Origin of the sequence: Agrobacterium sp. El2ro-1b (genome assembly GCF_048298475.1) — a bacterium.
Taxonomy (GTDB): Bacteria; Pseudomonadota; Alphaproteobacteria; order Rhizobiales; family Rhizobiaceae; genus Agrobacterium; species Agrobacterium fabrum.
The window spans coordinates 549,745-563,979 of sequence record NZ_CP103459.1 but is presented as its reverse complement, the minus strand read 5'-3'; the positions used below and the strand labels follow the sequence as shown (position 1 = coordinate 563,979).

Annotated in this window: 11 protein-coding genes and 1 pseudogene; 8 read left to right on the top strand and 4 right to left on the bottom strand. The window is 56.0% G+C overall.

The features are described 5' to 3' along the window. The first annotated feature begins 8 nt into the window (after positions 1-8). From tssI to NYR50_RS16855, 4 genes are read left to right on the top strand one after another with little or no spacing between them, the layout of a single operon-like run. The gene (gene tssI / locus NYR50_RS16870) at positions 9-2,333 is read left to right on the top strand and encodes a type VI secretion system tip protein TssI/VgrG (RefSeq protein WP_174011650.1); all 2,325 of its coding nucleotides are present in this window, start codon (positions 9-11) and stop codon (positions 2,331-2,333) included. A gap of 6 nt (positions 2,334-2,339) precedes the next feature. Further along, positions 2,340-3,395 (top strand): DUF2169 family type VI secretion system accessory protein, encoded by a 1,056-nt coding sequence (locus NYR50_RS16865; protein ID WP_418137671.1) that lies wholly within the window; start codon positions 2,340-2,342, stop codon positions 3,393-3,395. Then, the gene (locus NYR50_RS16860) at positions 3,395-4,945 is read left to right on the top strand and encodes a PAAR-like domain-containing protein (protein WP_174011656.1); all 1,551 of its coding nucleotides are present in this window, start codon (positions 3,395-3,397) and stop codon (positions 4,943-4,945) included. The genes NYR50_RS16865 and NYR50_RS16860 overlap by 1 nt, the downstream gene beginning before the upstream one ends. Before the next feature lie 14 nt (positions 4,946-4,959). Beyond that, entirely contained in the window at positions 4,960-5,415 is a 456-nt protein-coding gene (locus tag NYR50_RS16855) for an ankyrin repeat domain-containing protein (RefSeq protein ID WP_174011659.1), read from the top strand. 161 nt (positions 5,416-5,576) lie between these two features. Here NYR50_RS16855 and NYR50_RS16850 read toward each other — a convergent pair. Further along, positions 5,577-5,776: pseudogene (locus tag NYR50_RS16850) on the bottom strand (ATP-binding protein); the annotation flags it as partial. Positions 5,777-5,846: 70 nt separating this feature from the next. On the opposite strand from NYR50_RS16850, the gene NYR50_RS16845 reads away from it, so the two are divergent. Genes NYR50_RS16845 through NYR50_RS16835 form a run of 3 tightly spaced genes read left to right on the top strand, consistent with a single transcriptional unit; the run spans position 5,847 to position 6,908 of the window. Then, on the top strand, positions 5,847-5,972 hold the full coding sequence (locus NYR50_RS16845) for a polymorphic toxin type 15 domain-containing protein (protein ID WP_174011662.1): 126 nt from the start codon (positions 5,847-5,849) through the stop codon (positions 5,970-5,972). Then, positions 5,968-6,174, top strand: coding sequence for a polymorphic toxin type 15 domain-containing protein (locus tag NYR50_RS16840; protein ID WP_418138265.1), 207 nt, complete (start codon positions 5,968-5,970; stop codon positions 6,172-6,174). The genes NYR50_RS16845 and NYR50_RS16840 overlap by 5 nt, the downstream gene beginning before the upstream one ends. Before the next feature lie 2 nt (positions 6,175-6,176). Next, positions 6,177-6,908 (top strand): GAD-like domain-containing protein, encoded by a 732-nt coding sequence (locus NYR50_RS16835; protein ID WP_174011667.1) that lies wholly within the window; start codon positions 6,177-6,179, stop codon positions 6,906-6,908. Positions 6,909-7,142: 234 nt separating this feature from the next. On the opposite strand, the gene NYR50_RS16830 is transcribed toward NYR50_RS16835, so the two are convergent. Continuing rightward, on the bottom strand, positions 7,143-9,128 hold the full coding sequence (locus NYR50_RS16830) for a putative bifunctional diguanylate cyclase/phosphodiesterase (protein ID WP_418137670.1): 1,986 nt from the start codon (positions 9,126-9,128) through the stop codon (positions 7,143-7,145). A gap of 260 nt (positions 9,129-9,388) precedes the next feature. On the opposite strand from NYR50_RS16830, the gene NYR50_RS16825 reads away from it, so the two are divergent. Then, positions 9,389-11,059 carry a metallophosphoesterase family protein gene (locus tag NYR50_RS16825; RefSeq protein ID WP_418137669.1) on the top strand — a complete coding sequence of 557 codons (1,671 nt, stop codon included), beginning with the start codon at positions 9,389-9,391 and terminating at the stop codon, positions 11,057-11,059. A gap of 3 nt (positions 11,060-11,062) precedes the next feature. Here the strand turns inward: NYR50_RS16825 and NYR50_RS16820 are convergent, their stop codons facing one another. Both NYR50_RS16820 and NYR50_RS16815 read right to left on the bottom strand, forming a co-directional pair. Next, on the bottom strand, positions 11,063-12,619 hold the full coding sequence (locus NYR50_RS16820) for a TerC family protein (protein ID WP_174011676.1): 1,557 nt from the start codon (positions 12,617-12,619) through the stop codon (positions 11,063-11,065). Between the two features lie 375 nt (positions 12,620-12,994). Beyond that, positions 12,995-14,011, bottom strand: a complete 1,017-nt coding sequence (locus NYR50_RS16815) for a DUF1402 family protein (protein WP_418137668.1) — start codon at positions 14,009-14,011, stop codon at positions 12,995-12,997. Positions 14,012-14,235: the final 224 nt, after the last annotated feature.

Sequence of the window (14,235 nt, the reverse complement as noted above, 5' to 3'; positions counted from 1 at the left end):
AGTGTCCCATGAACGACCAGCCTTCGGTTTCTGATTTCGTTCAGGCGAGCCGTGTTCTGAAAGTGTCTTCGCCTTTGGGCGAGGACCAGCTTCTGCCGGAGCGCCTGACGGTCGAGGAGGGCGTGTCGCAGCTTTTCGACATCCGCCTGACGGTGCGGGCCAAGAAGGAAGCGGTGAAGCCCGAGGAACTGATCGGACGGCTGGTCGATGTCTCGATCGAGATAAGCCAGGGCGATGGTGATGGCGGCGGCATCCGCCGGCCCTTCAACGGCCTGGTGACGGAATTGCATGAAGGCCCGCCGATTACCCGTGGCATGCGCTCCTATGCGCTGACCATCCGCCCGCAGATGTGGCTGCTGTCGCGCCGCTCCGATTGCCGCATCTGGATGGACAAGACGGCGGTCGAGATCGTCGAGACGCTGTTTTCCGAACACGGCATTCCCGCCCCCGATACATCGGGCATCATCTCGCCGCCGCCTGCGCAGCATTACAGCGTGCAGTTTAACGAGACGGATCTCGATTATCTCACTCGCCGTTTCGAAGAGGACGGCCTGTTTTACTGGTTCAGCCACGAGGACGGGTCCCACAAGCTGCATGTGGCCGATAGCGCCAGCGGCTGGCTCGGACCATCTCCGGCCGCACAGGGCGAGGGAACGGTGCGTCTGGCGCAGGGCTCGTCGGACCGTAACCACATCAACGACTGGGCGCGGCGCTTTTCCTATGTCTCCGGCCAGCGGGCGGGTGCGGACTGGAATTTCGAGACACCGGGCATGGTGCCGGGCACGATGACGCCATCGCTGGTGCAGATGCCGGATGCGACGAAGCGCGAGCTTTACGAATATCCAGCCCGTATCAAGACGGTGGAAGAGGCGGAGCGGGCACAGAAACTGCGCACGCAGGCAATTGAGGCCGATCATGACCGGGTGTTCGGCTCGTCGACCACGCGTATTCTGGAGGCGGGCCGTCGCTTTACGCCTTTCGAAGTTGCCCATCCCGAGCATGCCTATGAAGAGCATGTGATCGTGAGGGCAAGCCACAGCATCGTGGATCTCTCCTATGAGACAAACAGCAATGAGCCGGAGTACCGCAATCACTTCGAGGCAATTCCGGCCCGCGTGCCGCTGACGCCGCACCGGTCAACCAAACGACCGCGCATCGAGGGCACGCAGGTGGCGATCGTCGCCGGCCCTGAAGGCGAGGAAATCCATCCGGATCAATATGGCCGCATCAAGCTTTGGTTCCCGTGGGACCGCAAGGCGAAGAAGGATGGCACGGATACGTGCTGGGTGCGGGTCAGCCAGGCATGGGGCGGCGGCACATGGGGTGCGCAGGTCATTCCGCGCATCGGCATGGAAGTGATGGTCGCCTTTGTCGATGGCGACCCGGACAAGCCGTTGGTCATCGGCGTGGTCAACAATCCGGCCAATTCCGTGCCTTACGACCTGCCCGCCAACAAGACGCGCATGGTGCTGCGCTCCAATAGTCACAAGGGTGACGGTTTCAACGAAATCACCTTCGAAGATGAAGCCGGCAAGGAAAACCAGTTCTTCCACGCCCAGAAGGACCAGACGACGCGGGTCTTGAACGACCGGACCAAGCGCATCGACCGGCACGAGGTCGCCTCGGTCGGCGGCAACCGGGCCGTCGAGGTTTCCGGCAACCAGAAACACGAGATCGGTGGTTCGGTGAACACCGTTGTCGGCGGCACGGGACCGATGGCGATGATGGCCATGGCGGGTGTGCAGGCACTCTCCGGGCAGACGGCGGGCCTCCTTTCGCAGGCCGCCCAGATCGCCGGCGGTGGTGGTCCTGGCGTCGCGGCCTTTGCCACCACGCTCGCTTCATCCGCACTCGGATTTCTTGGTGCGGGCGGACTTTCCTCGCGTGAGGGGGTCGTCTCGGGCTCAAGCCCGCGGGCGGATGCGGGTACGGCTCTTGCGGGTTCTGGAACGGGTGTCGGTTCAGATGCCTCGGGCCTCTTTCCGCTGCCGGGTATCATGAACACGATCGTCGGGGCGTTTCAGTCCACATCCGTTGGAGTGGCGAAGGCTGAGCAGGTCGGGGTTAGTAAAGTTACCAATATCGGGCAGACCTCGTTGGAAAACGTTGGGAAATTCAAAAAAACAATCGTTGGCGAGGAGTTTGTCATCGAGTGCGGCGCTTCGAAATTCATCATGAGAAAAGACGGTACCGTCATTATCCTCGGGACGAATTTCAACTTTACCGCTTCCGGCCCCACCCAAATCAACGGCGTCGTAGTCGACCTGAATAAGCCGGGTGGAGGATTTTCCGAGGCAGGACCGACATCAGCGGATTCATCGGTTAAGGGTTAATGGGCTATGTCCGTTGATAACCGCACACCGTTTCCCGCACTTGCGTTCCGTCAGTTCAATATGGTCGGCGACCTCATGGGTGTCGTCGTTGCCAGGGGCACGTTCAAGCTGACGAATGGTGGACCGCTTCAACTCGCTGACAAGCAATTACCACTTGTTATGTCTGATGTGTATGACGGTGATCCGCATCAAACGCCACAGATGGCCTGTACGGACCTAGCTCCCTTTAAACCCGGCACAGATGTTACGTTTCTTGGGGCCACCTTTGCTCCTAACGGGGTGCCGTCATCTTCATGGACATGCGGTTTCCAAGTCGGCTCCATGGGAAAGCGGCTTCGTGTTCATGGACCACGTGTGTGGCGCGCTAAAACGCGGAAGACTTGGCGCGGGTTGATAGACCGCGAACACGAAGATGCTATGGACGGCTGGGAGCTAACAGAGGGCCAGCCAGTACCGTACGTGCCGTTGGATTGGCGGTTGGCCTTCGGTGGACGTCTTGAAAACGAGACCGTGGAAACGAATCCGGTAGGCATCGGTCTTGTTGATGAGGCCCGGTTCAAAGAACAGCATGAATGGGCGGCGCCGCAAATCGAAGAGGAAACCAACCCAATTCTTTCAGTACAAGATCGGCCAAAGCCTGCTGGTTTTGCCCCGATCTCTCCCTTCTGGAAAGATCGTGCCGATCTTGCCGGGACATATGACGATAAGTGGTTGGAGAACCGGCACCCATTGCTTCCACCGGACTTTGATTATGCGTTCTGGCAGGCAGCGCCAAGAGATCAGATCGTAGACCCGTGGCTTAACGGCGATGAACCATTCAAGCTTCATCGCTTATTGCCACAACTCGAAAATCTCTCAGGTTATTTACCAAATGTTGCTTTGAAGGTCGAAATTGACCAAGGTAATATAACTCACATTGCTCATTCCGTTGTTGATGGCGTGCATTTTGATATGAGACCCGGCGTTGGGCGGGTCTTTTTGACTTGGCGAACGGCTTTTCCTTGGCCCCATAGGAGAGGTTTGCCGCTCCTTTCATTCATAAATCGTGTGGAGGAGGTCTGATGGATGAAATCACCGTCAGAGCAACGTCTCGCACCCATCAAAATGTGACACAGCAAGCTTTCAGCACCGGAGCCATTCAACGCAACGGTCTTGTTGCAGACCAGCCTGTCATATGGAACCGAGGCGGCAACTATTTCTATCAGTTCAAAGATCCTTCCAATTACGATTCTGTCGTAGAGTTCCATGACGCTGAACTCGAAAAGAAGGTCCGCGAAGAGGATGAATTAAAATCCAAGCAGCCACCACCAACAACCGCCGATCCCCATCCTCCTGAACTTGTCCCTGATGATGGTGAAACTCTGGCAGTTGCCACTTCGCCAGATGTTTGCCGCTCCCCTGAGAAGCCAATTCCGTATATAGCGTGGGGCAAGGCAGACGACAAAACCAACTATTCTCCTAACGTTCGGTCGAACGGCTTAGTCATCAAGCGGCATGACTCGAAGTTTTTTCGCTGCTATGGCGACGAGCCGGGGGTTGGGAAGGGAGTAAAGTCCGGCACGGTGGAGGATGTCGTCGAGCCGGTTACGTCATCATCCATAGTACGTGCGAATGGCATTCCGGTTCAGCGCCATGCTGACAAATGCACGCTGAATAATGGAAATTGCCCCGGCGAATACATTCATGTGAAATCGACAGAAATTCATTCCCCACCGGATGGAAAAGACGAACACAACCGGAGCGGCTTTGAGAAGGCTTGGGACGGGTTTTACAATAATTCTGATGAAGCCCAGTTGGCGGGCGGGGCGCTCAAAAAGGGCGAAGAATATTGGAATGACCCGTCGCGGATCGGCTCTGATTTACAGTCGGCTTGGGATGCTCGACCGTCCATAAATGACGTTGCCAACTTCGGAAAAAATGTTGGACAAGGAGTTGCTAATACCGCCGACTATGTGTGGAACAATCCGGGGCAGTCCGCGGAAAATGTGGCGACTTGGACCGGCGATGCGCTTAAAGGTCTTTGGACGGGCGTGACAAACGCTTATGATGAAGGAGGCGTCGCGCAAGCGGGAGGGCATTTAGCAGCTGTCGCTGTTGGTGTCGTAAATCCTTTCAAAAAAGCGAAGGCCGCCGGGGAAGTTGCCGAAGCGCTTGAAGATGTTGCCAAGGCAGAGCATCGACTGAAAGAGGCTGAGGAGGCAGCAAGAAAAGCTAAGGAGGCAAAAAAGGCCAAGGAAGAGGTCGCCAAAACGACCGAAAACGGAGATGGCGGCACAAGAAGTACGCAAAACGAAAAACCTTACTCCGATCCTAAAAGCCGCCCTAAATATGCTGATGGACAAGTCGATGATGTATGGGAAAGAGCAAAAGATGAAAATGGTGATGTTTACGATCCCAATACGGGTGAAAAGTTGACTTGGGACCAATCTAAGTCAAGAGCCGGCCAATGGGATATGGGGCACAAGCCGGGCCATGAGTATAGGACTCTCCATCGTGACTATATGGACGGTCGAATTTCAAAAGATGAATTCTTGCAGAAATACAGGGACCCCAATAATTATCAGCCTGAATCAATCAACGGTAACCGCAGCCATAGATACGAGCAACAGTAAGCAGGACGACTAATATGCCAAATTACTTCGCAGAGCTCAGAAATGACAAAGATTTCGATCCGAATAATATCGAAGACTTGGAGTTAATAAGCGAAGACAATCATAGCTATTTGCAAGAATCTATAGTGCATAGACCGGAGTTTGTTCCGTACTTCATATCAAAAAGCAAGAATATAGACCACCAAGATGATAATGGTCAGACTGCCTTACAATATATGATTTCCAGATCCATGTTTGAATTTGCCGAGGATCTTCTTAACAAAGGACCCTCAATTAATTTAATTGACAAGTATGGAAATGACGCTCTTTGGACATCGGTTTTGAATCCTCGTCCCAACATAAAATTGATAAAGACCCTTGTCGAGCTTGGTGCCAATCCAACTAGAAAAAATTTGGCGGGGCGATCTTCTCTCGATATGGCGCGCACAAAAAACAATAAAGCGATGCTCGATATTTTTGGCGAACAGTAATGATCTAATTTGAAATTGCGTATTCCAATGAGACCGAACAGGGATTGCGAGATTTAAGCGGACGGTTGTTCCAACGTTATACCGGACGCAGTTCCGAGGCGAAGCCGGACGGTTTGAGCGTCCCTGGGTCTGAGCTGAACATTGTCGGTGATAGTTGGGCTGGCCTTGTGGCCGAGGGCACGGGCCAACCAGCTTTGCCGACTCCGGCTGGCCCAATCATGAGCAAGCTGTGACGCTGTCTGTTCCAGTCGCAGGTGGAAAGCTTCATGAACAGATTGCGATCGAGGTCACGTGCAGCGCGGAAGTCGGCGTTCTCGATCTGGGCGTCGTGGCGAAGTCGGGCGGCGCGGGCCCTAGCCTTCATATCGATACGTTGAAGGTGAAGGAGCGGAATTTTCAGTGATTTATGGTCGGAAACTACTGGTAGGAGAATGTACGTCGATCAGTACGGTCCAGTCCAAGGTCCGGTAAAATTGGGAGAATATCTGGATTCGGCGGCGGCATTGCATAATCCAGACATGATCGCGGGTGGGAAATATAATTCCGTAGCCAATTGAATATCGGGTAGGCGGCCTTTCCGAAGATAGTTCTATGGGAAGTCAATGGATCAATCCAAATCGAAACGGACATACTCGCGCCAGCCGACTAACGGAGCATGCTAAGAGACAAGCGGCGAACAACTGCCCCAGTGTGCAAGTCGATCTTCGACTTTGCCCCAGCAACCCCAGTCGCCCCGGTGAGCCATTAACAGGAACATAACAATGGTAGAGCAGCCGAACTACAACGTATTTGAAACCAAGTGGATTGAGGAACTCCTTAATGCATACGAAATCGACCACATAGTGAAGCCTGGTGCGCAAATAGTAGAGCGCTACAAAGATCAATTGCCTGAAATTCTGGTAAAATTCTGGATCGAAAAAGGTTGGTGCAGTTGGTCAAAAGGCCAGTATTGGATATGCGATCCTTCTATATTTCAGCCGGTTATCGACTATGTGTTTCTCGGAGATCCCGAGCTTGATCCAACGCGCATGGTTGCCTTCGGATACAATGCGTTCGGTAACGTCGATATTTGGTACGGCGATGCGACGATACGGTTAAATCTGCCGAATGGCATGGTCCGAGTGGAGCCCCGCGGGTACGACGAAGTTAAAAAGCGCCAATGGACCGACGAAGTGATGATTGGTCTTAAATTGTCATTCAACGTCTCTCCATATGTGGCTCCATGGGAAGACGAAAAATACCAAAACATGATGCCCTTGGCTCTTGAAAGGATTGGGCAACTTGAATCCGGTGAGATTTATGGTTTCGCCCCTGCACTCAGTATTGGTGGCCGGAATAATGTCGAACATCTGCAAAAGGTGAAAGTAGCGGAACATTTACTTTTGCTGGCTTCACTCGATTCGCCCACGCTTTACGATTATTCACCGCCAAGCGACGGGGACGGCAGCTTGGGCGCAGTCACTCCACGCAGGAAAATCGGTTCGGCGAGGTAAGGCATGCGCGTACGGCTCACTTCCGCTCGTGCGCTCGGCAAGAATACGTTCTGCGCTGCATTCAGTGAAAGTGAATACGAGACACATGGGCCACCGGGACGCTGCAATAGGGCTGCATGACCTTGATGAGGCACATGTAGTCTCTTTGGTGCCTGATGTATCCCTGACTCAGGTAGGCCATCTGTGATGCCTATTCGGGCGTTCGGGAAATGTTACTTGGAGAGGCATCGGAGCTTACCACCAAGCCTTATTTGGATTTTTGAGAGCTATGGATTTGGTGCGATGTTTGGGACTCGCCTGGCCTGAAAGAAACCTATCGACATCCTCTTCTCGAAGCGGCGGCGCATAAATATAGCCCTGCACCAGCGTGGCGCCGAGGCCTTCGAGTGTGGCGAGTTCTGCTGATGTTTCCACCCCTTCGACCACGCATTCCAGTTCCATGTCCCGGCTGAGGGCAAGAAGCGATTTCACGATTTTGTAGCTGGCCGGTTTTTCGTGCAGATCGGTGACGAAGCTGCGGTCGATCTTGATCTTGGTCAGCGGCAAGGCGTGCAGCCGGGTGAGGCTGGAATAACCGGTGCCGAAATCGTCAAGTGAAATGCCGCAGCCGAGACGGCGCAGCATGTCGACGGATTGTCTCACCTGCTCGAAATCATGGGCAAAGGCTGTCTCGGTGATTTCAAGATCGAGACGGCGGGTGTCGAAACAGCTGTTTTCGATGATGCCGATCAGGGACAGCACGCTTTCATGACAGTTGAGGTCCTGGGCGGAGAGATTGAACGAGAGACGCAGGGAAGGGTCCCATGTCGATGCCGAGGCCAGTGCCATCTTCAGAAGCGGCCGCGTCAGCGAACTGACGATACCAGCCCGTTCCGCGATGGCGAAAAATTGTTCGGGCGGCACGTGCCCGAGAACCGGGCTATGCCAGCGCGCCAGCGCTTCAAACCCTGCCGTTTTTCCGTCGCGTATATCCACGATCGGCTGAAACATCACCGAAAGTTCGCTTCTCAGATCGCTCTGCTTGAGCAGATGCTCGATGGGGGCTTCGATATTGATCTGCTTTTCGTGTTCCGCATCGAAGAGAACGGCATCGCCACGCCGGGTTTTCTTGGCGTGGTAGAGGGCATAGTCCGCCCTGTCGAAAAGCTGCTCCAGCGTGGAGGCAAGGTGGGGGAAGACCGCTATCCCCATGGATGCGGAAACATGCACCGTTCCTTCCGGCATATGGTAAGGCGCCCTCAACTCTTCGGAAATCGCATTGGCGTTTGCAACGAGTTGCGCATCATCCGGTATGATCGGGGCGACGATGGCGAATTCGTCACCGCCCAGTCGGAAGGCCTTGCTGGCTTTCAGATTGGCGGTGAGACGCTTGCTGACATTGATTAGCAGCCGGTCTCCCACCGAGTGTCCGTAGAGATCGTTGACCGGCTTGAAACCGTCGAGATCGATGACCCCCAGCGCCAGCCGGGTTCCCTTTTCTCTGGCATTCTCGAGTTCGACCTCAAGATGCGCGAAAAAGGCGCGGCGGTTCGGCAGTCCCGTCAGGCTGTCTATATTGGCAAGCAGCAGGTTTTCATTGCTGAGCGCCTCCGTGCGCTGCTGCGAAATGACCATGCGCTCGAAGTTGCGGTAATTGGTCAGCAGGATGGACATCATGCCGGCGCAAACGAGTAGAACATTGATGGCGATGGCAACGAATGTCGGCTGCCGTGACGCCACAAAGAAGGCGATGAACGCGCCATTGACGATGACCGTCACCATGAAGGCGGCGGACCGCACATACATCAGGCAGAAGATGCAGGAAATGACGGTGATCGCCATGTAGAAGGCGACATGCGATCGCGTATAAGCATCTCCATGCGGCACCAGCAAAAAAGACCAGAGCGTGAAGGCCAGGGCGATGCCGGCAGCCAGGCGGTTCGTGCGGCGAAGGGCGGCGAGTGCCACCTCCGGCCTGGGATCGATGCCGCGCGTCCTCCACCAGAATGCGACCCGAAGTGTGCAGCCGATGGTAAAAACGGCGGGAACCCCAACGGTGAGCCAAAATGGTGCCAATTGCATATGCGTAATGGCAAGCGCCCATGTGCTTGAGAGCAAAATGAAATACATCATCGGCATCTGCCGGGTGAAGGCTCTGTACTGCGCTTTCAGAAGGTCGGGATTGTCAGACCGAACGGACATGAAGTCGAGCAGTTTTTGTATGGCGATCAGTATTTTCATTTATGACTCATCAAATACAGGACGATATCAGTAGCATCCTCCCAGTTACGTCATTGGAAATACACAGGGTTAACCGGGAGACAACTGTATCAACCGCAAGATGCAGCTGCATATCTTCGCAACATGCCGCCATTTTTGCCGTTAGATGCTGTTCCGGCAAAAACTGGATGACAATGTGGTTAGGTTAGGCAAACTTGAAAACATAAACGCGCCGTTCCGACAATTCTCTTGAACTGCCTCGTCAGAAAGACTGCTTTATCATGCTGACACCTTTGCTTCCTTCCGTTGCCGTCATTGCTGACGCGCATTTTCATGACATGGCGGCGGATTTCGGATTTCCCGGTATCGAGATCGATGGCCAGCGCATCACCATGCGCAGCTGGTCGGAAACGCGCGACTCCACCCGGGTTTTTAATGAGAGCGCCGATGCGCTGCACGCGGCGCTGGAAGAGGTGCGGCAGCGCGGCATTCGCCATGTGGTGCTGCTGGGCGATTATACCGATGACGGGCAGCGGGAGACGACACAAACGCTGAAGGGTATTCTTGAGCGTCATCGCGATGCCCATGGCACGGCCTTTTATGCGCTGCCCGGAAACCACGATATTTTCGGGCCGTGCGGCCGGCATCAAACCAAGGAGTTCCTGGTGGAGAACGGTGAACGCCTCTCCGTCTCGAGCGATGCAAAGCGGGCCGGGGAACGGGTCGTTATCAGCGAGCGCATGTATTGCGAAGGTTATCCGGAAGGTCTTGGCCCCATGGCGGCCTTTGGCTATTTCCGCCAGCCGGACTACCTACATTGGGAAACACCCTTCGGCCTCTCCGATGCGCCGCAGGACCGGCTCTACGAGGTGCGCTCACCCGACGGCCGCAACGTCTACACGTTGATGGATGCCTCCTATCTGGTCGAGCCTGAGCCGGGCCTCTGGCTCATGATGATCGACGCCAATATTTTCGAACCACGCGACGGCAGCTTTAAACGAGGGGAAGAGGCTGCTTTCATCGACAGCACCGGCGCTGGCTGGAATGCGCTTCTGCGCTGCAAACCGTTCATTCTCGACTGGATTGCCGATGTGCACGCCAGGGCAGAGGCGCTCGGCAAGACTTTGCTCGGCTTTTCCCACTATCCGGCACTCGATCCCTTCGATGGTGCGATCAGCGTGGAAAGCGCCCTGTTTGGCAAAACGACCGCCGTGCGGCGTATGCCGCATCAGGCGGTGGAGGATGCGCTGATAAAAGCCGGACTTGCCGTGCATTTCAGCGGGCATCTGCATGTGGAAGGGGTGACGCGGCGCGGGGAAGGGGAGAGGTCACTTACCAATATCGCCGTCCCGTCGCTGGTTACTTTCCCGCCGGCCTTCAAGGTTGTCCATCCGTCGCGTCAGGAAATAGCGGTGGAAACGGTTGAGATGGCCCATCTGCCGGTGAATGGTCGCATCTGCCGGGGGTATGCGCAGGAAATGGCGTTTGCCGGCGAAGAGCAGGATGCGGCCTTTGTGGCGCGCGATTACGGCGGCTTTCTGCGGGACCACCAGCGGGCACTGATCACGCATCGTTATTTCCCCCGCGAGTGGCCGGCGGAAATCGTTGCGGCAATGGTCGGTAAAACGGTGCGGAATGTGGTCGGTCTGCTCGGAGAGAAGAGCATTGTCTCCGAACAGGCGGATATGCCGATGATCGAGCTGATCACCGACTGGTATTGCCTGCGCCAGGGCGTTGGTCTGGCCCTGCCGCATATCGCGCCGCAGCGGCTTTCCCTTTACCGGATGCTGGCTGATCGCCTTGGCCGCAAGGCTGATCGCCATGATGGATCCATTGAAGGTTTTCTCGAAATCTTCTTTGCTGCACTCGGCCTGTTTCTAGAACGCGCCGAGGTGAGTCCTCGGCGTGTGGAGCTTCGGCTTGCACGGAAACAGGAGCCCGTTTCCGTGTAACTATCAGGTAGCAAGGCTGGTATTCCACGCCCGGATTTTTTCGATGTTTCTGTCCGAGCAGGAAATGATCTCGAATTCGAACCCGTCGCCGGAAATCCGCTCGCCGATTTCGGGAAGGCGGCTGAGGCGCCAGAGAATGTAACCGGCGATCGTGGAGTAACGGTCGGCATCATCCACCAGATCGATATCCAGGAGATAGGAGACGCGTCTGATATCGACGGTGCCGTCGATCAGCCAGGAGCCGTCTTGCTCGAGGCCGGAAATCTGCGCTTCCTCACCCTCGTCGGGGAACTCACCCGCAATCGCCTCCAGAATATCCGTCGGGGTGGCAATACCCTGAAGCGTGCCGTATTCGTCGATGATGACGGCCATCTGCAGCGGCGATGTGCGCAATTGTTCCATCACCTGCAAGGCCGTGGCGCTTTCATGCACGACGAGAGGCTCACGCAGCGAACGCTCAAGATTCAGTTTTCCGTCATGCAGCAGATCGCGCAGCAGGTCTCTGGTGGCGGCCACGCCCAGGAAGGCGTCCAGCTTGCCCTGCGCCAGCATCAGCCGGGAATGGTCGAGTTCCAGCAGCCGGCTTCGTAATGTGTCGTGATCGGCATCGATATCGAGCCAGTCGATTTCGGTGCGCGGTGTCATGATCGATACGACCGGGCGCTCGGCAAGCGTCAGCACCCCGCGGATCATGTCCTTTTCCTCGGATTTGAAAAGGTCGCCTTGCGCAGCCTGCGCGGCGATAACGTCGGCCGTCTCGCCGAGCGACTGCTGTTCGCCGACCCGGCCACCGAGAAGCCGCAGAATGGCATCGGAGGTGCGTTCGCGCATATCGCCGGCGGTGATGCGCCTTTCGCGGTTGCGCCGGCCGATCTGGTTTGCCGCCTCGATGAGAACGGAAAAGCCGATGGCCGCATAAAGATAACCCTTCGGCAGATGGAAACCGAAACCCTCGACGATGAGGCTGAAGCCGATCATCAAAAGAAAGCCAAGGCAGAGAATGACCACGGTCGGGTGTTTCGACACGAAGGCCATCAGCGGCCGCGATGCCGCCATCATCACGGCCATGGCCACGCAGACGGCGGTAATCATCACCCAGAGATTATTGACCATGCCAACGGCAGTGATGACGCTGTCGAGCGAGAAGACGGCGTCGAGCACGACGATCTGCACGATGACCTGCCAGAAGACCGCATGCACCACCTTGCCCTGTTTCGGCTTCTGGTCACCCTCCAGCCGTTCGTGCAGTTCCATCGTGCCCTTGGCGAGCAGGAAGGCACCGCCGAGGATGAGGATGAGATCGCGACCGGAAAAGGAGAAATCCGAAATGGTGAAAAGCGGCCGCGTCAGCGTGACGATCCACGAGATCGAAAACAGCAGCAGCAGGCGCATGATGAGCGCAAGCGACAGGCCGATCATTCGCGCCTTTTGGCGCTGGTGCGGCGGCAGCTTGTCGGCAAGGATCGCGATGAAGACGAGATTGTCGATGCCGAGCACGACTTCGAGAACGATAAGGGTGACGAGGCCGATCCATATATTCGGATCTGCGAGGAATTCCATGTTCAGGAGCCTTTATGGGAATGGGTGCAAACGCGCAAAGCCCCGGACCGACCATCCGAGGCTGAAAGCCGCTGCTTTGAAAAAAACAAGAACATCCGAGGCTGGCGTCGCGTTCTGCGAGCCAGCCTCGTTCGGTGTCGACTACTGTCGGTACTGTCGCCTTCGTCAGGCATAGGGCGGATTTATCCCACTATCAGTCAATTCTTGTGCCGGTCCAATTAGCAAATTTTCGACGGTTGGAAAAGCGGGTTTCGATTTTTTGATGCCAAAACGGTGCGGTTTGGCAATCTTGGCGCGAAAATATGCCATAATTGCTCGAAGAGTTGGACGCTATGCAATCTCAGCGATTGGCACCCGTTACCCGGCAGAAAGCCCCTATTGCTTCTGCCCGCCAATATCGGAGGTGGTGCGTCGGTCGATGGCCTTGCCATCGAGAATGGTTTTCAGGATATTGAGGCGGTCGTTGATCAACCATCCATAGTAGTTTTCCACCGGCAGCAGTTTTTTTGCGCCGGCATCCACGGCGGTCCGCAGGCGCTCGGCGCGGCGTCTTGGCTGGCCGACATTGTAGAGCGTGGCGGTGATGCCGGGGTTGCCGGAAATGTCGAAGCCCTTTTCCCTGTAGGCGTCGATGGAATCCCTGATGATGGCGGCGATATAGAGGATGCTGCGGTCGGGATCCATGACGTCGCGGTAGATATCCTTCGGCCTGTCCGCCGAGAGTCTCGGCAGGCCGCTCGTTTTGTTCACGAGATCGGTGACCTGCAGCGCCGTCAGCGGGCTGATCTGGCCGAGCCCGAATGTCTGTCCCGCGTAAAAGGGTTGGAAGAAGGCGCGCTGGAAGGAGATCGCCTCATAGCTTGCGCCATCCACCACCTTGCCACGGAAGCTCTGGTCCCAGACGGTATCGCGGCAGCTCCACTGTTCAGACGTGGTGGCAAGGGCCTCGCAGGAGCGGAATTCCGGCCGCTGGAGAAATGTCTTCAGGGCCACGCCCTTATAGCTGAACTTGATATCGAGTTCGGCGTAGGAGATGGCCTTGATATAATAGGTCTGCATGCGATCCACGGCCGAGACGTTGAAGGTATGTTCCCCAACGATGGCGCCAACGATGTGGATCGGGTCGATGCCATAGGCCGCGCCTGCCTTCCTGATCTTGCCAAGCAGGCCAGGTTCGCTGTTCAGGAGATCAACCGTCTTGCGGAATTTTTCCTCGTAGGTCGTGGAGAACGCCTTGGTCCTGATGGCAGAGGCCTGCGGTATTTCGGGCTGTTCGGCCGAGCGGTTGCCCGAGGGCACAGCGACCATCTGCTGGGCTGCGGCATAAGAAGGCAGGAAGGCCAGCGCCAGAAGGACGGCGGCGGCGCGGGTGGACTTCGCAAACAGGCTCATACAGCGGTCTCTATGATGGGGATCGTGTTGCGGTGAGGGCTCCTTCTTAGGGCAGGCCGCCTGCGCGTGGCAAGTTGCCGCCGCTCACTTTACCGTTGTTGCCGCCAGGAATGCTGTCGCACCTCATTGTGCAAGCATCCGGCCGGGAATTTTCGGGGTCGTTAAAAGTCGAGCATTTTGTTTCATGTGACCTCAAGTCGCCACGGGTAGCTCATGTCGTCAGG

What these genes read in the sequence shown, in the direction of transcription:
- tssI (WP_174011650.1), top strand. Translation starts at nt 9, where the DNA reads ATGAACGACCAGCCTTCGGTTTCTGATTTCGTTCAGGCGAGCCGTGTT.
- NYR50_RS16865 (WP_418137671.1), top strand. Translation starts at nt 2,340, where the DNA reads ATGTCCGTTGATAACCGCACACCGTTTCCCGCACTTGCGTTCCGTCAG.
- NYR50_RS16860 (WP_174011656.1), top strand. Translation starts at nt 3,395, where the DNA reads ATGGATGAAATCACCGTCAGAGCAACGTCTCGCACCCATCAAAATGTG.
- NYR50_RS16855 (WP_174011659.1), top strand. Translation starts at nt 4,960, where the DNA reads ATGCCAAATTACTTCGCAGAGCTCAGAAATGACAAAGATTTCGATCCG.
- NYR50_RS16845 (WP_174011662.1), top strand. Translation starts at nt 5,847, where the DNA reads ATGTACGTCGATCAGTACGGTCCAGTCCAAGGTCCGGTAAAATTGGGA.
- NYR50_RS16835 (WP_174011667.1), top strand. Translation starts at nt 6,177, where the DNA reads ATGGTAGAGCAGCCGAACTACAACGTATTTGAAACCAAGTGGATTGAG.
- NYR50_RS16830 (WP_418137670.1), bottom strand. Translation starts at nt 9,128, where the DNA reads ATGAAAATACTGATCGCCATACAAAAACTGCTCGACTTCATGTCCGTT.
- NYR50_RS16825 (WP_418137669.1), top strand. Translation starts at nt 9,389, where the DNA reads ATGCTGACACCTTTGCTTCCTTCCGTTGCCGTCATTGCTGACGCGCAT.
- NYR50_RS16820 (WP_174011676.1), bottom strand. Translation starts at nt 12,619, where the DNA reads ATGGAATTCCTCGCAGATCCGAATATATGGATCGGCCTCGTCACCCTT.
- NYR50_RS16815 (WP_418137668.1), bottom strand. Translation starts at nt 14,011, where the DNA reads ATGAGCCTGTTTGCGAAGTCCACCCGCGCCGCCGCCGTCCTTCTGGCG.